General features: G+C 59.5%; 14 protein-coding genes and 1 riboswitch. Of the genes, 9 read left to right on the top strand and 5 right to left on the bottom strand.

Features of this window, described 5'->3' with window-relative positions:
- The first annotated feature begins 2 nt into the window (after positions 1–2).
- Both glnE and hldE read left to right on the top strand, forming a co-directional pair.
- Positions 3–2,840 carry a bifunctional [glutamate--ammonia ligase]-adenylyl-L-tyrosine phosphorylase/[glutamate--ammonia-ligase] adenylyltransferase gene (glnE, locus tag AFK63_RS01965; protein ID WP_038867840.1) on the top strand — a complete coding sequence of 946 codons (2,838 nt, stop codon included), beginning with the start codon at positions 3–5 and terminating at the stop codon, positions 2,838–2,840.
- A gap of 67 nt (positions 2,841–2,907) precedes the next feature.
- The gene (gene hldE / locus AFK63_RS01970) at positions 2,908–4,335 is read left to right on the top strand and encodes a bifunctional D-glycero-beta-D-manno-heptose-7-phosphate kinase/D-glycero-beta-D-manno-heptose 1-phosphate adenylyltransferase HldE (RefSeq protein ID WP_038867842.1); all 1,428 of its coding nucleotides are present in this window, start codon (positions 2,908–2,910) and stop codon (positions 4,333–4,335) included.
- A gap of 53 nt (positions 4,336–4,388) precedes the next feature.
- Here hldE and ubiK read toward each other — a convergent pair whose 3' ends face one another.
- The gene (gene ubiK, locus AFK63_RS01975) at positions 4,389–4,754 is read right to left on the bottom strand and encodes a ubiquinone biosynthesis accessory factor UbiK (RefSeq protein ID WP_038867844.1); all 366 of its coding nucleotides are present in this window, start codon (positions 4,752–4,754) and stop codon (positions 4,389–4,391) included.
- 123 nt (positions 4,755–4,877) lie between these two features.
- Positions 4,878–5,061: riboswitch (FMN riboswitch) on the top strand.
- Between the two features lie 107 nt (positions 5,062–5,168).
- Here ubiK and ribB point away from each other — a divergent pair.
- Positions 5,169–5,822 (top strand): 3,4-dihydroxy-2-butanone-4-phosphate synthase, encoded by a 654-nt coding sequence (gene ribB, locus AFK63_RS01980; protein WP_038867846.1) that lies wholly within the window; start codon positions 5,169–5,171, stop codon positions 5,820–5,822.
- Positions 5,823–5,889: 67 nt separating this feature from the next.
- On the opposite strand, the gene zupT is transcribed toward ribB, so the two are convergent.
- On the bottom strand, positions 5,890–6,672 hold the full coding sequence (zupT, locus tag AFK63_RS01985; RefSeq protein WP_038867848.1) for a zinc transporter ZupT: 783 nt from the start codon (positions 6,670–6,672) through the stop codon (positions 5,890–5,892).
- 195 nt (positions 6,673–6,867) lie between these two features.
- Between zupT and ygiD the strand changes: the two genes are divergently transcribed.
- Positions 6,868–7,656, top strand: a complete 789-nt coding sequence (gene ygiD, locus AFK63_RS01990) for a 4,5-DOPA-extradiol-dioxygenase (RefSeq protein ID WP_038868363.1) — start codon at positions 6,868–6,870, stop codon at positions 7,654–7,656.
- 27 nt (positions 7,657–7,683) lie between these two features.
- Here ygiD and AFK63_RS01995 read toward each other — a convergent pair whose 3' ends face one another.
- The 3 genes from AFK63_RS01995 to tolC all read right to left on the bottom strand — a co-directional run bounded on the left by AFK63_RS01995 (position 7,684) and on the right by tolC (position 11,144).
- Complete coding sequence (locus AFK63_RS01995) at positions 7,684–8,844, bottom strand: glutathionylspermidine synthase family protein (RefSeq protein ID WP_038867850.1); 1,161 nt, start codon at positions 8,842–8,844, stop codon at positions 7,684–7,686.
- Between the two features lie 3 nt (positions 8,845–8,847).
- Positions 8,848–9,501 carry a DUF1190 family protein gene (locus AFK63_RS02000; RefSeq protein ID WP_038867852.1) on the bottom strand — a complete coding sequence of 218 codons (654 nt, stop codon included), beginning with the start codon at positions 9,499–9,501 and terminating at the stop codon, positions 8,848–8,850.
- Between the two features lie 152 nt (positions 9,502–9,653).
- Positions 9,654–11,144: an outer membrane channel protein TolC gene (gene tolC / locus AFK63_RS02005; protein WP_038867854.1), complete on the bottom strand. Its 1,491-nt coding sequence runs from the start codon at positions 11,142–11,144 to the stop codon at positions 9,654–9,656.
- 213 nt (positions 11,145–11,357) lie between these two features.
- Here tolC and nudF point away from each other — a divergent pair, with 213 nt between their 5' ends.
- Genes nudF through parE form a run of 5 tightly spaced genes read left to right on the top strand, consistent with a single transcriptional unit; the run spans position 11,358 to position 15,777 of the window.
- Positions 11,358–11,990, top strand: a complete 633-nt coding sequence (nudF, locus tag AFK63_RS02010) for an ADP-ribose diphosphatase (RefSeq protein WP_038867857.1) — start codon at positions 11,358–11,360, stop codon at positions 11,988–11,990.
- Between the two features lie 2 nt (positions 11,991–11,992).
- The gene (locus AFK63_RS02015) at positions 11,993–12,415 is read left to right on the top strand and encodes a DUF1249 family protein (protein WP_004385612.1); all 423 of its coding nucleotides are present in this window, start codon (positions 11,993–11,995) and stop codon (positions 12,413–12,415) included.
- 24 nt (positions 12,416–12,439) lie between these two features.
- On the top strand, positions 12,440–13,267 hold the full coding sequence (gene cpdA, locus AFK63_RS02020) for a 3',5'-cyclic-AMP phosphodiesterase (protein ID WP_038867859.1): 828 nt from the start codon (positions 12,440–12,442) through the stop codon (positions 13,265–13,267).
- The gene (gene yqiA, locus AFK63_RS02025; RefSeq protein WP_038867861.1) at positions 13,267–13,842 is read left to right on the top strand and encodes an esterase YqiA; all 576 of its coding nucleotides are present in this window, start codon (positions 13,267–13,269) and stop codon (positions 13,840–13,842) included. The genes cpdA and yqiA overlap by 1 nt, the downstream gene beginning before the upstream one ends.
- A 42-nt stretch (positions 13,843–13,884) precedes the next feature.
- Positions 13,885–15,777 carry a DNA topoisomerase IV subunit B gene (gene parE, locus AFK63_RS02030; RefSeq protein WP_038867863.1) on the top strand — a complete coding sequence of 631 codons (1,893 nt, stop codon included), beginning with the start codon at positions 13,885–13,887 and terminating at the stop codon, positions 15,775–15,777.
- The last annotated feature ends 131 nt before the right edge of the window (positions 15,778–15,908 follow it).

Raw genomic sequence — 15,908 nt, forward strand, 5'->3', positions numbered from 1 at the left:
GCATGACGCCGCTCTCACTCCCTTTGCAACAGCACTGGCAAGCCGTGGTGGAGCGGCTGCCTTTCGATGCCGCCGCGCTCAGCGATGACGCGCGCGCGGTGCTGACCTTCAGCGATTTCGTGCGCGAGGCGATAAGCGCGCACCCCGACTGGCTTAACGAGCTTGAGGCGACGCCGCCTGAGGCGGATGAGTGGCGCCATTATGGCGCCTGGCTGCAGACGGCGCTGGCGGACGTTCACGACGAGGCGGCGCTGATGCGTGCGCTGCGCCAGTTCCGCCGCCGCGTCATGACGCGCATCGCCTGGAGCCAGACGCTTGCGCGCGTCACCACGGGCCAAACCCTGACGCAGCTCAGTGAGCTTGCGGAAACGCTGATTGTCGCAGCGCGCGACTGGCTTTACAGCGCATGCTGTCGCGAATGGGGCACGCCATGTAACGCCCAGGGCGTGCCGCAGCCGCTGATGATCCTCGGTATGGGGAAACTGGGCGGCGGCGAGCTTAACTTCTCTTCCGATATCGATCTGATTTTCGCCTGGCCGGAAAGCGGTTCGACCCAGGGCGGACGGCGCGAGCTGGATAACGCCCAGTTTTTTACGCGCCTCGGCCAGCGGCTTATCAAAGCGCTCGACCAGCCTACCCAGGACGGCTTTGTGTACCGCGTCGACATGCGTCTGCGCCCCTTCGGCGACAGCGGCCCCCTGGTGCTAAGCTTCGCCGCCCTTGAAGATTACTATCAGGAGCAGGGGCGCGACTGGGAGCGCTACGCGATGGTCAAAGCGCGCATCATGGGCGATAACAACGACGCCTGGAGCCAGGAGCTGCGCGCGATGCTGCGGCCCTTTATCTTCCGCCGCTATATCGATTTCAGCGTTATCCAGTCGCTGCGCAACATGAAGGGCATGATTGCCCGCGAAGTGCGCCGCCGGGGGTTGACCGATAATATCAAGCTCGGCGCGGGCGGCATTCGCGAAACCGAATTTATCGTGCAGGTGTTTCAACTGATCCGCGGCGGGCGCGAACCGTCGCTACAGCAGCGCTCGCTGCTGCCGACGCTTGAGGCGATTGAGCAATTGCATCTGCTCTCGCCGGACGATGCCGCCTGCCTGCGCGAGGCTTATCTCTTTTTGCGGCGGCTCGAAAACCTGCTGCAAAGCATCAACGATGAGCAAACCCAGACGCTGCCGGGCGACGCGCTGAACCGTGCGCGACTGGCGTGGGCGATGGGCGAGGCAGACTGGGCGACTCTCACGGCACTGCTTGAGCGCCATATGGCGGGCGTGCGGCGGGTCTTTAACGAGCTTATCGGCGATGAAGAGCCGACCGGCGGTGAGGAGTCGCTGACCGAAGGCTGGCGCGAACTGTGGCATGACGCGCTGGACGCCGACGACGATACGCCGGTGTTGAGCGCGTTAGGCGCGGAGAGCCGGATGCGGCTGCTGGCGACGCTGGCTGATTTTCGCAAAGAAACAGAGAAGCGAACCATCGGGCCGCGCGGGCGTCAGGTGCTCGATAATCTGATGCCGCATCTGCTGAGCGCCGTCTGCGCCAGCCCTGATGAGGCGGCGCTGGCGCTCTCCCGCGTCACGCCGCTGCTGACCGGCATCGTTACCCGCACTACCTATCTGGAGCTGTTAAGCGAATACCCCGGCGCGCTCAAGCATTTGATTCGCCTGTGCGCCGCCTCGCCGATGGTGGCGAGCCAGCTGGCGCGCTATCCGCTGCTGCTTGATGAACTCCTTGACCCGAACACGCTGTATCAGCCGACGGCGATGGACGCTTATCGCGACGAGCTGCGCCAGTATCTGCTACGCGTGCCGGACGATGACGAAGAGCAACAGCTTGAGGCGCTGCGCCAGTTTAAACAGGCCCAACTGCTGCGCGTGGCGGCGGCGGATATTGCCGGTACGCTGCCGGTGATGAAAGTGAGCGATCACTTAACCTGGCTTGCCGAAGCGATTATCGACGCGGTGGTTCAGCAGGCGTGGGGGCAAATGGTGGCGCGTTACGGTCAGCCGAAGCATCTGCGCGATCGCGACGGCCGCGGCTTCGCGGTGGTCGGCTACGGCAAACTGGGCGGCTGGGAGCTGGGCTACAGCTCTGATCTCGATTTAGTCTTTCTGCACGACTGCCCGGCGGAGGTGATGACAGACGGCGAGCGAGAAATCGACGGGCGTCAGTTCTATCTGCGTCTCGCGCAGCGCATCATGCATCTGTTCAGCACCCGCACGTCGTCGGGCATTCTCTATGAAGTGGACGCCCGGCTGCGTCCGTCCGGGGCGGCGGGGATGCTGGTGACAACAGCGGAAGCTTTCGCCGATTATCAGAAAAACGACGCCTGGACGTGGGAGCATCAGGCGCTGGTACGCGCCCGCGTTGTGTATGGCGATAAACCGCTACAGGCGCAGTTTGACGCCATCCGCCGCGACGTGCTTGCCACGCCGCGCGACAGCGACGCGCTGCGAACCGACGTGCGTGAAATGCGCGAAAAAATGCGCGCCCATCTCGGCAACAAACACCGGGATCGTTTTGATATCAAAGCCGATGAAGGCGGTATTACCGATATCGAATTTATTACGCAGTTTATGGTGCTGCGCTACGCGCCTGAACAACCGAAGCTGACGCGCTGGTCGGATAACGTGCGTATTCTGGAACTGCTGGCGCAGCACGACATTATGCGTGAGGACGAGGCGAAAGCGCTGACCCACGCCTATGTCACGCTGCGTGATGAGCTGCACCGGCTGGCATTGCAGGAGCAACCAGGACACGTGGCGCAGATCGCCTTTGAACAGGAGCGCGAACAGGTGCGTGACAGCTGGCGGCGCTGGCTGGCCCCGGCGTAAAAGTGCGATTGCGCGTAACTGTGCTATCATCGCGCGCAAATTTTGGTGTCTCTCAGGAGAGTCAGGAATGAAAGTAACGCTGCCCGATTTTGAACGCGCAGGCGTCATGGTAGTCGGTGATGTGATGCTGGACCGCTACTGGTATGGCCCGACGAGCCGCATCTCACCGGAAGCCCCGGTGCCGGTCGTGAAAGTGGAAACTATCGAAGAGCGCCCGGGCGGCGCGGCGAACGTGGCGATGAATATCGCGTCTCTCGGCGCCAGCTCGCGTCTGGTCGGTCTGACCGGCATTGACGACGCGGCGCGCGCGCTCAGCCAGTCGCTTTCCCAGGTAAACGTGAAATGCGATTTCGTGTCGGTGCCGACGCACCCGACCATCACCAAGCTGCGCGTGCTGTCGCGCAACCAGCAGTTGATCCGTCTCGATTTTGAAGAAGGTTTCGAAGGCGTTGATCCGGAGCCGCTGCACGAGCGTATCAATCAGGCGCTGGGGCAGATCGGCGCGCTGGTGCTCTCTGACTACGCCAAAGGCGCGCTCGCAAGCGTTCAACAGATGATCCAGTTGGCACGTAAAGCGGGCGTTCCGGTGCTGATCGACCCCAAAGGCACCGATTTCGAACGCTATCGCGGCGCGACGCTGCTGACCCCAAACCTCTCAGAATTTGAAGCGGTGGCGGGTAAATGCAAAAACGAGCAGGACATTGTCGAGCGCGGCATGAAAATCATCGCTGATTTCGAGCTTAGCGCGCTGCTGGTGACCCGCTCCGAACAGGGCATGACGCTGTTGCAGCCGGGTAAAGCGCCGTTCCACCTGCCGACGCAGGCGCAGGAAGTTTATGATGTCACCGGCGCGGGCGATACCGTGATCGGCGTGCTGGCGGCGACGCTGGCGTCCGGCAATTCGCTCGAAGAAGCCTGCTTCTTCGCGAATGCGGCGGCGGGCGTGGTGGTTGGCAAGCTCGGCACCTCGACCGTGTCGCCGGTAGAACTGGAAAACGCGGTGCGTGGTCGTTCAGAAACCGGCTTTGGCGTGATGAGTGAAGCGGCGCTGAAAGACGCTGTGCTGGCGGCCCGCAAGCGCGGCGAAAAGGTGGTGATGACCAACGGCGTGTTCGACATCCTGCACGCGGGTCATGTGTCCTACCTGGCGAATGCCCGCAAGCTTGGCGACCGTCTGATTGTGGCGGTCAACAGCGACGCCTCAACGAAGCGCCTGAAAGGCGATACCCGTCCGGTGAACCCGCAGGAGCAGCGTATGACGGTGCTGGCCGCGCTGGAAGCGGTAGACTGGGTGGTGCCGTTTGAAGAGGACACGCCGCAGCGCCTGATTAGCGAAATCCTGCCCGATCTGCTGGTGAAAGGCGGCGACTATAAGCCTGAAGATATTGCGGGCAGCAAAGAGGTGTGGGCCAACGGCGGTGAGGTGATGGTGCTGAACTTCGAAGATGGCTGTTCCACCACCAATATCATCAAAAAGATCCAGAAAAACAGCTAAGGCGGTTTGGCTGGCGAACGCCCCTTGCCAGGCAGGGGGCGTTGTCACCGCGGTTAGTCCTGTTTGTCGAGGCTATCGACCGGCGGGATAGCGGGCGGCGGGGTGACGGCGGTAACCGGCGCGCTGGCGCTGCCTGCCGTTGACGCCGCAGGGTTTTCTGCCTGAGTGGAGGCCGCCGTACCGCGGGATTCCAGCGCAGCCAGACGTTGCTCCAGCGCCGTGAGTTTTTCACGCGTGCGCAGCATAACCTGCGTCTGTACGTCAAATTCCTCGCGGCTCACCAGATCCAGGCGAGACAGCTGGGCCTGCAATACTTGGCGGATTTTCTTCTCAACATCTTCCCCGATCTCACGGATCCCTTTTGGCATCGATTCATGGACCTGACGGGCGATCTGTTCAATTTTCTTCGGGTCAATCATAGCGGTTTCCCTGATCTGGTATGGTCTGAAGAGTAATTGTAATCGCTGATCGGAAGGGTATAAACCGGAAATGTTTGAATCTCATGCATTGCCGACGATTATCAATGGCGTTATAGTTATCTCGCTTATTCTCAGGGCGGGGCGAAATTCCCCACCGGCGGTAAATCAGGCTTACATGCTTTTGCGCGAAAGCGAGAGGCGAAAGGTAAACTGAAAGCCCGCGAGCGCTTCAGAGTTTCTCTGAAGGTCAGCAGATCCGGTGTAATTCCGGGGCCGACGGTTAAAGTCCGGATGGGAGAGAGTAACGATCTGCCTGGGCTTACGCCCACTCACGTTATTTTGCTTGCCGCTTGCCGGCACTCCTAAGACCGCCCTGATTCTGGTAATCCATATAATTAATGAGGTTTCTTTACCATGAATCAGACGCTTCTTTCTGCTTTTGGCACCGCTTTTGAACGCGTGGAAAACGCGATCGCCGCACTGCGCGAAGGGCGCGGGGTGATGGTGCTTGATGACGAGAACCGCGAAAACGAAGGGGACATGATTTTCGCCGCCGAAACCATGACCGTTGAGCAGATGGCGCTGACCATCCGTCACGGCAGCGGTATCGTCTGCCTGTGCCTGACCGAAGAACGCCGTAAACAGCTCGACCTGCCGATGATGGTGGAAAACAACACCAGCGCGTTCGGCACCGGCTTTACTGTCACCATCGAAGCGGCGCACGGTGTGACCACCGGCGTTTCCGCAGCCGATCGCATTACGACTATTCGCGCGGCGATTGCCGACGACGCGAAGCCGTCCGATCTGCATCGTCCGGGCCACGTCTTTCCGCTGCGCGCGCAGCCGGGCGGCGTGCTGACCCGCGGCGGCCACACCGAAGCGACCATCGATTTAGTCGCGCTGGCGGGTTTCAAACCGGCAGGCGTTCTGTGCGAGCTGACCAATGACGACGGCACGATGGCGCGCGCGCCGGAGTGCATCGCGTTTGCCCGCGAACACAATATGCCGGTAGTGACTATCGAAGATTTAGTGAGCTATCGCCAGGCGCAGGAGCGCAAAGCGAGCTGACAAAAAGCCCGGCGAGCGCCGGGCCTGAATCCATATCTGCAAAGCCCGGTTTGACCGGGCTTTTTTATTAGCCGCTCAGCCCGCTGGTTTGCAGCAGCGTCAGGCTGAACCCCATCACAGACATGCCGCACAGCACGCCGTAGCTCGGGTTGTTATGCGGATCGATCTCTTTGGCGAGCGGCATCAGCTCATCTACCGACAACGCCACCATGATCCCGGCGACCGCCGCCATAATTGCCGCCATCACTACCGGCGAGACCATCGTACCCAGAATAAGCCAGGCCAGAACGCCGCCAAGGATCTCCGCCATCCCGGAGACGCCAGCCCAGATAACCGCTTTACGGCGCGATCCCGTGGCAGCGTAGACCGGGCCCGCCACCGCCAGCCCTTCAGGAATATTGTGCAGCGCTACCGCCAGCGCGATACCGAACCCCAGCTCCAGATTATTGCTGGCGGTCACGTACGTCGCGACGCCTTCCGGAAAGTTATGCAGGCTGATGCCGAGCGTCAGCAGCAGCGCGGTGCGTCGCAGGCTGCGCGGCGAGTGGCGATGCGCGGCACGTGGATCGACGAGATCCTGTGGATGCGCATGCGGCAACAGACGATCAAGCGCAAAATACCCCAGCAGGCCGACAATAAACATGCCGTAGCCAAGCACCGGCGACATACCTTCTTCATTAAGCGCGGCAGGCAGCATTTCCATCAGGGAAATCAACAGCATAATGCCCGCGGCAAACCCCAGCGAAAAGGCCAGCAGGCGATTAGAGGGCTTCTGCCCCAGCACGCCCAGTACCGCACCGATAAACGTGGCGCCGCCCGCCAGCAGGGTCAGGATCAGAGGCACAGACATCGAACACTCCTTTTGATAATGATTATCATTAATGTTAACGAGCGGAACGGAAAAGTCGAGGCCCGTCCGTGGCTTTTACAGAACACTTACATTCAATTTTTCTGATGATCTTCATCACCCTTATCTCCGTTCTTTAAGCAGGCAATCGGCGTAAGGTAATGGCATTGATGATACCGATTCAGGGTAAAAATAATGATGCATCTCCCTCGTATGCCTGCACTTTTTCTGGGCCACGGCAGCCCGATGAACGTGCTGGAAGATAACCGTTATACCCGCGCCTGGCGCGCGCTTGGCGAAACGCTGCCGCGCCCGAACGCCATTGTCATGGTCTCGGCCCACTGGTTTACGCGCGGCACCGGCGTCACCGCGATGGAAAAGCCGCAAACTATCCACGATTTTGGCGGCTTCCCGCAGGCGCTCTATGATACCCGCTATCCTGCGCCCGGCTCACCGGCGCTGGCGCAGCGCGTGGTTGATCTTCTGGCGCCGCTGCCGGTCACGCTCGATAGTGAAGCCTGGGGTTTTGACCACGGCGCCTGGGGCGTCCTGATAAAAATGTATCCGCAGGCCGATATTCCACTGGTGCAACTGAGTATAGATAGCACTAAACCGCCGCTCTGGCACTACCAGATGGGGCGTCGTCTGGCGTCGCTGCGCGATGAAGGCGTCATGCTGGTGGCGAGCGGCAACGTGGTGCATAACCTGCGTACTGCCCGCTGGCATGGCGAAGGCGAGCCGTATCCGTGGGCAGAATCTTTCAATAACTTTGTAAAAGATAACCTGATGTGGCGCGGCGATGATGCTGCACACCCGCTGGTCAACTATCTGGCTCACCCCGGCGGTAGCCTGGCAAACCCCACGCCGGAGCATTTCCTGCCGCTGCTGTACGCGCTCGGCGCATGGAACGGCGACGAGCCGGTAACGATACCGGTCGATGGCCTGGAAATGGCGTCGTTAAGTATGCTGTCGGTGCAGGTGGGGTAAGCATGGCGCGCAAGCGCGCCATCGGTGTTATTCCACAAACAGATGCGGATAAAAGCGCGACAGATCCTGAGTTATCAGTGCCTTGTCTTCGCGAATGCCGATCCCGGCAGGCTGGTCGTTGATAAGCCAGCTGCCAATCAGCGTATAGCTGTCGCCGAATTTCGGCAACGGGTGGAACTGCTGGACGATGGTGCCTTCCTCGCCGTAAGGGCCGTCCACCTGCGCGACGGTCTGGCCGTTTTCAATGATGGAAACGTTCGCGCCTTCGCGGGAGAAAAAGGGTTTCACCACATATTTTTCCATCGGCGGTGGATTGTCTTCGCTAAAGTACGCCGGCAGCAGGTTAGGGTGATTCGGGTAGAGCTCCCAGAGCATCGGCAGTAGCGCTTTGTTAGAGATAATGCTCTTCCAGGCGGGCTCCAGCCAGCGCACGCCCGCGTCTTCCAGCTTGGTGGAAAACGTCTCGCGCAGCATGTATTCCCACGGATAGAGCTTAAACAGATTGCTGATCACCTGATCCTGCAGATCGGTAAACTGGCCCTTTTCGCCAAGCCCGATATCTTCGATAAACAGAAAATCGTTCTCGATCCCGGCTTCGCTGGCGCAATCCTGCAGATATTGCACCGTGCCGCGATCTTCCACGGTATCGCGACAGCAGGCGAGATGCAGGCGGTTAAAGCCATACTGCGCTTTGAGTTCGGCGAAGCGCTCAATGATCTTTTCCTGCAGGCTGTTGAACTGATCGCTGCCCTGCGGGAGATTGCCGGCGCGCAACTGATCTTCCAGCCAGATCCACTGAAAGAATGCCGCTTCATACAGCGAGGTTGGCGTGTCGGCGTTGTTTTCGAGCAGTTTCGGCTCGCCGCGTCCGTCCCAGGCGAGATCGAGACGCGAATAGAGTGACGGCTGACCGCTGCGCCACGACTGGCGAACAAACTCCCATGTATGCTTCGGAATGCGGAATTTGGCCATCAGCGCATCGCTGGCGACCACTTTCTCCACCACCTGCAGACACATCTGGTGCAGCTCGGCGGTGACTTCTTCCAGCTTTTCCACCTGCGCGAGCGTCAGGCGGTAAAAGGCGTCTTCACACCAGTAGGGCTCGCCATACATGGTGTGAAAATTAAAGCCGTACTCGGCGGCTTTTTCGCGCCAGTCCGGGCGCTCGCTAATCGCGATTCTTTCCATGTGTTAACCGCCCATTGAACGAGAAGAAGAGCCGGCAGCGCTGCGCTGCATGGTGGCCTGTTTCGCGACCGAATCGCCGAAGCCGCCGCGGGTGATGGTCGAGGTGGTCGCCGGTTTCGGCGCCATCGCGGATTTCGGTACGGTCATGGTGCGACCCGGCTGCGCGGCACCGTAGTTGCGGCCACTGGCATCGGTATATTTACCGTAGGCCGGGCTCGCCGGGTTGCGCGAGCTGAACAGCGGCTGCTGCGCGAATCCCATGCCGCCGCCCATCAGACGGCCCATCATGTAGCCGGCCATCAGCGGCATCCACATGCTGCCGGTCTGCTGTGTGGCCTGGCTGGTGTTCGTATTGCTCACCTGCTGACACTGATCTTCGCCGAATTCCGCCACGCAGTCTTCGCGCGTCGCATATTTTGGCGCGGTGCGCTCCGCCTCTTTCAGGGCGTTATTGTAGGAGGTGGTGCATTCAGCGCTTTTGCCGGGGTTAGCGGCCGCACAGTCGTCGGCGTTCTGATAGAGCTGGACGGTTTCGTCGCTCTTCTCACAGCCCGCCAGCATAAAAGCTGCCGTGACCGCGAACGCGACCGGCGTTAAATGACGCGCGTTCCAGCTTTTGCGAAACATCGCGCGGTTAATGTGTTTTGTCCGTTTCATGCCTGCATCCTGACCCAGTGGTATTGCACAGTTATGGTGCTCAGGATAGTGGATGAGTGGTCGAAATTAAAGCGGAGAGCCGGATGGCGCGGGGATCTTTACGTTGACTTACGTTCAGGCGGGAAGCGCGCTGGCGCCTCCCGCCGGAGGAGTTACTGACGGAACGGATTGCTGCTGTTGCCGTTGCTGCTGCGGGTCGCCGCGGCGGGCTGAACGGCCGGGGCTGCGCCGCCGCCATTCGCCATGTTATTCACGGCGGCGTCCTGCTCCGGGTTTTCCGGGGCGACGCTTTCCGGGGCGGTAGAGACCGGTTTGCCCAGCGAGTTGTTCAACGCGACCAGATCCTGCTCGTTGAGCGTACCCAGCGCAGATTTAATATTGAGCTGGTTGATCAGGTAGTTATAACGGGCGCTTGAGAGCTGCTGCTTGGCGTTGTACAGCGTGGTGGTCGCATCCAGCACGTCAACGATAGTACGGGTGCCGACAGAATAGCCGGCTTCCATCGCGTCCAGCGAACTCTGCGCGGAGACCACGGCCTGCTCATACGCTTTGATGCTGCTGATGGACGCGTTCACGTTGTTGTACGAAGAACGCACGGTCTGCACCACGTTACGATGCGCGCTTTCCAGTTTCTCGCTGGCGCCAACGAAGCTGTACTGCGCCTGCTTCACCTGCGAGGTAACCGAGCCGCCACTATAGAGCGGCATGCTGAAGCTCAGGCCGACGGAGTTCTGACCCACTTTGCTGTCGGCGTAACGGCTGGCTGCCGCCGCGCTGCTGGTTTTGCTGCCGCTGTAGTCGGTGTCAGAAACGCTGCTGGAGGCCGTTAAGCCGAGCGTCGGCATATGGCCGGTTTCCGCATAGCGAATCTGTTCGCGCGCCAGGTCCTGGCTCAGACGCGCCTGCAGCAGCGTCAGGTTGCGCTGTTCTGCTTCTTTCAGCAGCGCGTTAACGGCGGCCGGCTTGTTGGTTTTAAAGCTGTCGACGTTCAGCGAGGCGAGTTGCGGGTAGTAGTTGCCCGTCACCTGACGCAGCTGCTCCAGCGCGTTGTCGAGGTTGTTGCGCGCGGTGACTTCGTTCGCCAGCACATTGTCATACTGAGCGCGGGCGTTCTGCACGTCGGTAATAGCGACCAGGCCCACGTTAAAGCGCTGGGTGGTTTGATCGAGCTGGCGGTAAATCGCCTGTTTTTGCGCTTCGGTATAGGAAAGCGCGTCAATCGCGCTCAGCACCTGGAAATAGGCCGTCGCGGTATTGAGCATCAGCGTCTGCTGATCGGTCTGATAAGTCACGTCCTGGATGCCTGCGGTTTTTTCCTGCAGCGTCAGGGCGCGCCATTTAGACATATCAAAAATGGTCTGGGTTAACTGTAACGAGGCGCTCTTGGACGTGGTGTCGACGCCGTCGTTATCGCGAAAACCGCTGTTATAGGTGTAATCTGCACCCAGGCCGAGCTGCGGAAGTAAAGGACTGCGGGCTTCGTTAATTTTTTCGAATGCGGCGTCGCGGTCAGCAGCGGAGCTGCGCAGGTCCGGGTTGCTTAAACGTGCCTGCTGGTAAACCTGCAACAGGTTTTCTGCCTGGCTCATGGCGCTGAAGCCCGTCAGGCTCAGGCCGATAAGGATGGGGAGCAGTTTCTTCATTTGCATTCCTTGTTGTGAAGCATAAAGAATTTATTAGCGCTGTCAGAAGCCGAAAAATTGATCGCCGATTCTACCAGAGTCAACCCGCCGTCAGGCTTGGCGTAACGTGCCTTCTGCCGCTAAATTTCCACAATCTATCACATGGGCAATGAAACGGCAGGTAAACTGGCTTGAAATGCCCAGATTCGGCACCATCTTGAACCGGAAACTCTCATGAGCAAATCAACCAAAAGCCCCGTTACTTTCACCAAAAACGATGTAGAAATTATTGCACGGAAAAAGCTATATCGCGGCTTTTTTTCACTCGATCTCTACCGCTTCCGCCACCGCCTTTTTAATGGCGAAATGAGCGGTGAAGTGCGGCGCGAAATTTTTGAGCGCGGTCATGCCGCAGTCCTGCTACCCTTTGACCCTGTGCGCGATGAGGTGGTGCTCATTGAGCAGATCCGCATCGCCGCTTTCGACACCAGCGACACCCCGTGGTTGCTGGAACTGGTCGCCGGTATGATTGAGCCTGGCGAAACGGTGGAAGAGGTCGCCCGCCGCGAGGCGATGGAAGAAGCCGGGCTCGCCGTCGGGCGCATAAAAAAATTCATGAGCTATCTGGCAAGCCCCGGAGGCACCAGCGAGCGCCTTTCATTAATGGTTGGCGAAGTGGACGCCACGACCGCGCAAGGCATACACGGTCTGGCTGATGAAAACGAAGATATTCGTGTTCATGTGGTAAGCCGGGAACAGGCATACCTTTGGGTAGAAGAGGGGAGAATCGACAACGCGGCCTCGGTCATCGCACTGCAATGGCTGCAGTTACATTATCAAGCATTGAGAAACGAGTGGAACACCTGAATATGAAGCGTTATACACCTGATTTTCCAGAAATGATGCGCCTGTGCGAAACCAACTTCGCGCAGTTGCGCCGCCTGTTGCCGCGCAACGACGCGCCAGGCGAAGCCGTAAGTTATCAGGTGGCGGGCGCGCAATACCGTTTAACTATCCTGGAATCAACCCGGTACACTACGCTTGTGCAGATAGAGCAAACCGCGCCGAAAGTGAGCTACTGGAGTTTGCCGTCGATGAGCGTAAGGCTTTACCATGACGCTATGGTCGCGGAAGTGTGTTCAAGCCAGCAGATCTTTCGCTTCAAAGCGCGTTATGATTACCCAAATAAAAAGTTGCATCAGCGCGACGAAAAACATCAAATTAACCAGTTTCTTGCTGACTGGCTACGCTACTGTTTAGCGCATGGAGCAATGGCGGTTCCGGTTTGTTAGCGTCGTGAAACCTAAGGACACCATTTGGAAAGCCTGTTAAACCTTCCTGTTGCTGGTGGGGCCAGCGTCAGGATCTTACAAATTACCGATACTCACCTGTTTGCCGGAAAGAACGATACGCTGCTCGGGGTTAACACCTGGGAGAGCTACCAGGCTGTGCTGGCGGCCCTCCACGCCGGGCAGCGTGAGTGCGATCTGATTGTCGCGACAGGCGATCTCGCGCAGGATCATACGCCTGAGGCCTATGCGCATTTCGCAGCGGGCGTCGCAACGTTACCTGCGCCCTGCGTCTGGCTGCCGGGAAACCACGATTTCCAGCCCGCCATGTACAGCACGCTGCAGGACGCCGGCATTTCGCCCGCCAAGCGCGTGTTCGCGGGCGACCACTGGCAGGTGCTGCTGCTCGACAGCCAGGTCTTCGGCGTGCCGCACGGCGAGCTGAGCGACTACCAGCTGGAGTGGCTGGAGCGCATGCTTCAGCAGGCGCCGGAGCGCCATACTTTGCTGCTGCTGCACCATCACCCGCTGCCGTCCGGCTGCGGCTGGCTCGACCAACACAGCCTGCGCAACGCGCAGTCGCTGGATGACGTGCTGAGCCGCTATCCGCAAGTGAAGCATCTTCTCTGCGGTCATATTCATCAGGAGCTGGATCTCGACTGGAACGGGCGCCGCCTGCTGGCCACGCCGTCCACCTGCGTTCAGTTCAAACCCCACTGCGCCGGCTTTACGCTCGACACGGTCGCCCCCGGCTGGCGCTGGCTGAATCTGCACCCTGACGGCTCACTCACCACGGAAGTGTGCCGCCTGGAAGGCGCGCAGTTCCGCCCCGACACCGCATCAGAAGGATACTGATGTCTACGCTTCTTTATCTCCACGGTTTTAACAGTTCACCTCGCTCCGCGAAGGCCACCAGCCTGCAGCGCTGGCTGGCGCAACAGCACCCTGACATCAACATGGTCGTTCCTCAACTGCCGCCGTATCCGTCCGATGCCGCGGAGCTGCTGGAATCGCTGGTGCTTGAGCACGGCGGCGAGCCGCTCGGCATCGTGGGCTCATCGCTCGGCGGCTATTACGCCACCTGGCTTTCGCAATGTTTTATGCTGCCTGCGGTGGTGGTTAACCCGGCGGTGCGTCCCTTTGAGCTGCTGACCGATTTCCTCGGCGCTAACGAGAACCCCTACACCGGGCAGCAATATGTGCTAGAGTCACGCCATATTTACGATCTGAAAGTGATGCAAATCGAGCCGCTCGAAGCCCCCGATCTCCTCTGGCTGTTGCAGCAGACCGGCGACGAGGTGCTGGATTACCGCCAGGCAGTGGCGTACTACGCGCCGTGCCGTCAGACGGTGGAAACCGGCGGCAACCACGCTTTTGCAGGCTTTGAAGATTATTTCACGCAGATTGTCGATTTCCTTAGCCTGCATTAATGCTAAGGCAACGATCCCGTTTTGTGACCTGACGATAAAATCATGACCCAATCCTATAATGCCGATGCCATTGAGGTGCTCACCGGGCTTGAGCCGGTGCGCCGCCGTCCGGGGATGTACACCGATACGTCCCGTCCCAACCATCTGGGCCAGGAAGTTATTGATAACAGCGTCGATGAAGCGCTGGCGGGCCATGCCAGACGCGTCGACGTGATCCTGCACGCCGACCAGTCGCTGGAAGTCATCGACGACGGGCGCGGCATGCCGGTGGATATCCACCCGGAAGAGGGCGTTCCCGCCGTGGAACTGATCCTCTGCCGTCTGCACGCGGGCGGTAAATTCTCGAATAAAAACTACCAGTTCTCCGGCGGCCTGCACGGTGTGGGGATCTCGGTGGTCAACGCCCTGTCAAAACGCGTCGAAGTGAACGTGAAGCGCGACGGGCAGGTGTACAACATCGCCTTCGAAAATGGCGAAAAAGTCAAAGAGCTGAGCGTGGTCGGCACCTGTCCGAAACGCCAGACCGGCACCAGCGTACATTTCTGGCCGGATGAAAAATTCTTCGACAGCCCGCGCTTTTCGGTCTCCCGCCTGACGCACCTGTTAAAAGCGAAAGCGGTGCTGTGCCCGGGCGTGGAAATCAACTTTAAAGACCAGGTTAACAACACCGAGCAGCGCTGGTGCTATCAGGATGGTCTCAACGACTACCTGTCTGAAGCGGTGAACGGGCTGATTACGCTACCGGAAAAACCGTTTATCGGTAATTTCTCCGGCGAGACGGAAGCCGTGGACTGGGCGCTGCTGTGGCTGCCGGAAGGCGGCGAGCTGCTGACCGAAAGCTACGTCAACCTGATCCCGACGATGCAGGGCGGCACCCATGTCAACGGCCTGCGCCAGGGGCTGCTGGACGCCATGCGCGAATTCTGCGAATACCGCAATATCCTGCCGCGCGGCGTGAAGCTCTCGGCGGAAGATATCTGGGAGCGCTGCGCCTACGTGCTGTCGGTGAAAATGCAGGATCCGCAGTTCGCAGGGCAGACCAAAGAGCGCCTGTCGTCGCGCCAGTGCGCGGCGTTTGTCTCGGCCGTGGTGAAAGACGCCTTCAGCCTGTGGCTGAACCAGAACGTCCAGGCGGCGGAGCAGCTCGCGGAACTGGCGATCGCCAGCGCCCAGCGTCGTCTGCGCGCCGCCAAAAAAGTGGTGCGTAAAAAGCTCACCAGCGGCCCGGCGCTGCCCGGCAAGCTGGCGGACTGCACCGCGCAGGATCTTAACCGCACAGAGCTCTTCCTGGTGGAAGGGGATTCGGCAGGCGGCTCCGCTAAACAGGCGCGCGATCGCGAATATCAGGCGATCATGCCGCTTAAAGGCAAGATCCTGAACACCTGGGAGGTCTCATCCGATGAAGTGCTGGCCTCGCAGGAGGTGCACGACATTTCGGTTGCGATCGGCATCGATCCGGACAGTGAAGATCTCAGCCAGTTGCGCTACGGCAAGATCTGTATCCTCGCGGATGCGGACTCCGACGGCCTGCATATCGCCACGCTGTTGTGCGCGCTGTTTGTGAAGCACTTCCGCTCGCTGGTTAAAGGCGGCCACGTCTATGTCGCCATGCCGCCGCTCTACCGTATCGACCTCGGCAAAGAGGTCTACTACGCGCTGGATGAAGAAGAAAAAGCGGGCGTGCTGGAGCAGCTCAAGCGTAAAAAGGGCAAGCCGAACGTGCAACGCTTTAAAGGCCTCGGCGAGATGAACCCGATGCAGCTGCGTGAAACGACGCTCGATCCGAATACTCGCCGTCTGGTGCAGCTCACCATCAGCGATGACGACGACGCGCGCACGCTGGCGGTCATGGATATGCTGCTCGCCAAAAAACGCTCCGAAGACCGCCGTAACTGGCTCCAGGAGAAAGGCGACATGGCGGATATCGAAGTCTGATCGCGGCTTACATGCAACCCTTCCTTTCAGCGGCGCCTCTCTGGCGCCGCTGCTTTTTTCGCCACCTCTTCCTGCAGTTTTCTACCACGTAGCACAATGTCTGGTTTTCTTTGCGACTGAGATCAAATTCT

This window comes from Cronobacter muytjensii ATCC 51329 (genome assembly GCF_001277195.1).
In the GTDB taxonomy this organism is placed as follows: Bacteria; Pseudomonadota; Gammaproteobacteria; order Enterobacterales; family Enterobacteriaceae; genus Cronobacter; species Cronobacter muytjensii.

What these genes read in the sequence shown, in the direction of transcription:
- glnE (WP_038867840.1), top strand. Translation starts at nt 3, where the DNA reads ATGACGCCGCTCTCACTCCCTTTGCAACAGCACTGGCAAGCCGTGGTG.
- hldE (WP_038867842.1), top strand. Translation starts at nt 2,908, where the DNA reads ATGAAAGTAACGCTGCCCGATTTTGAACGCGCAGGCGTCATGGTAGTC.
- ubiK (WP_038867844.1), bottom strand. Translation starts at nt 4,754, where the DNA reads ATGATTGACCCGAAGAAAATTGAACAGATCGCCCGTCAGGTCCATGAA.
- ribB (WP_038867846.1), top strand. Translation starts at nt 5,169, where the DNA reads ATGAATCAGACGCTTCTTTCTGCTTTTGGCACCGCTTTTGAACGCGTG.
- zupT (WP_038867848.1), bottom strand. Translation starts at nt 6,672, where the DNA reads ATGTCTGTGCCTCTGATCCTGACCCTGCTGGCGGGCGGCGCCACGTTT.
- ygiD (WP_038868363.1), top strand. Translation starts at nt 6,868, where the DNA reads ATGCATCTCCCTCGTATGCCTGCACTTTTTCTGGGCCACGGCAGCCCG.
- AFK63_RS01995 (WP_038867850.1), bottom strand. Translation starts at nt 8,844, where the DNA reads ATGGAAAGAATCGCGATTAGCGAGCGCCCGGACTGGCGCGAAAAAGCC.
- AFK63_RS02000 (WP_038867852.1), bottom strand. Translation starts at nt 9,501, where the DNA reads ATGAAACGGACAAAACACATTAACCGCGCGATGTTTCGCAAAAGCTGG.
- tolC (WP_038867854.1), bottom strand. Translation starts at nt 11,144, where the DNA reads ATGAAGAAACTGCTCCCCATCCTTATCGGCCTGAGCCTGACGGGCTTC.
- nudF (WP_038867857.1), top strand. Translation starts at nt 11,358, where the DNA reads ATGAGCAAATCAACCAAAAGCCCCGTTACTTTCACCAAAAACGATGTA.
- AFK63_RS02015 (WP_004385612.1), top strand. Translation starts at nt 11,993, where the DNA reads ATGAAGCGTTATACACCTGATTTTCCAGAAATGATGCGCCTGTGCGAA.
- yqiA (WP_038867861.1), top strand. Translation starts at nt 13,267, where the DNA reads ATGTCTACGCTTCTTTATCTCCACGGTTTTAACAGTTCACCTCGCTCC.
- parE (WP_038867863.1), top strand. Translation starts at nt 13,885, where the DNA reads ATGACCCAATCCTATAATGCCGATGCCATTGAGGTGCTCACCGGGCTT.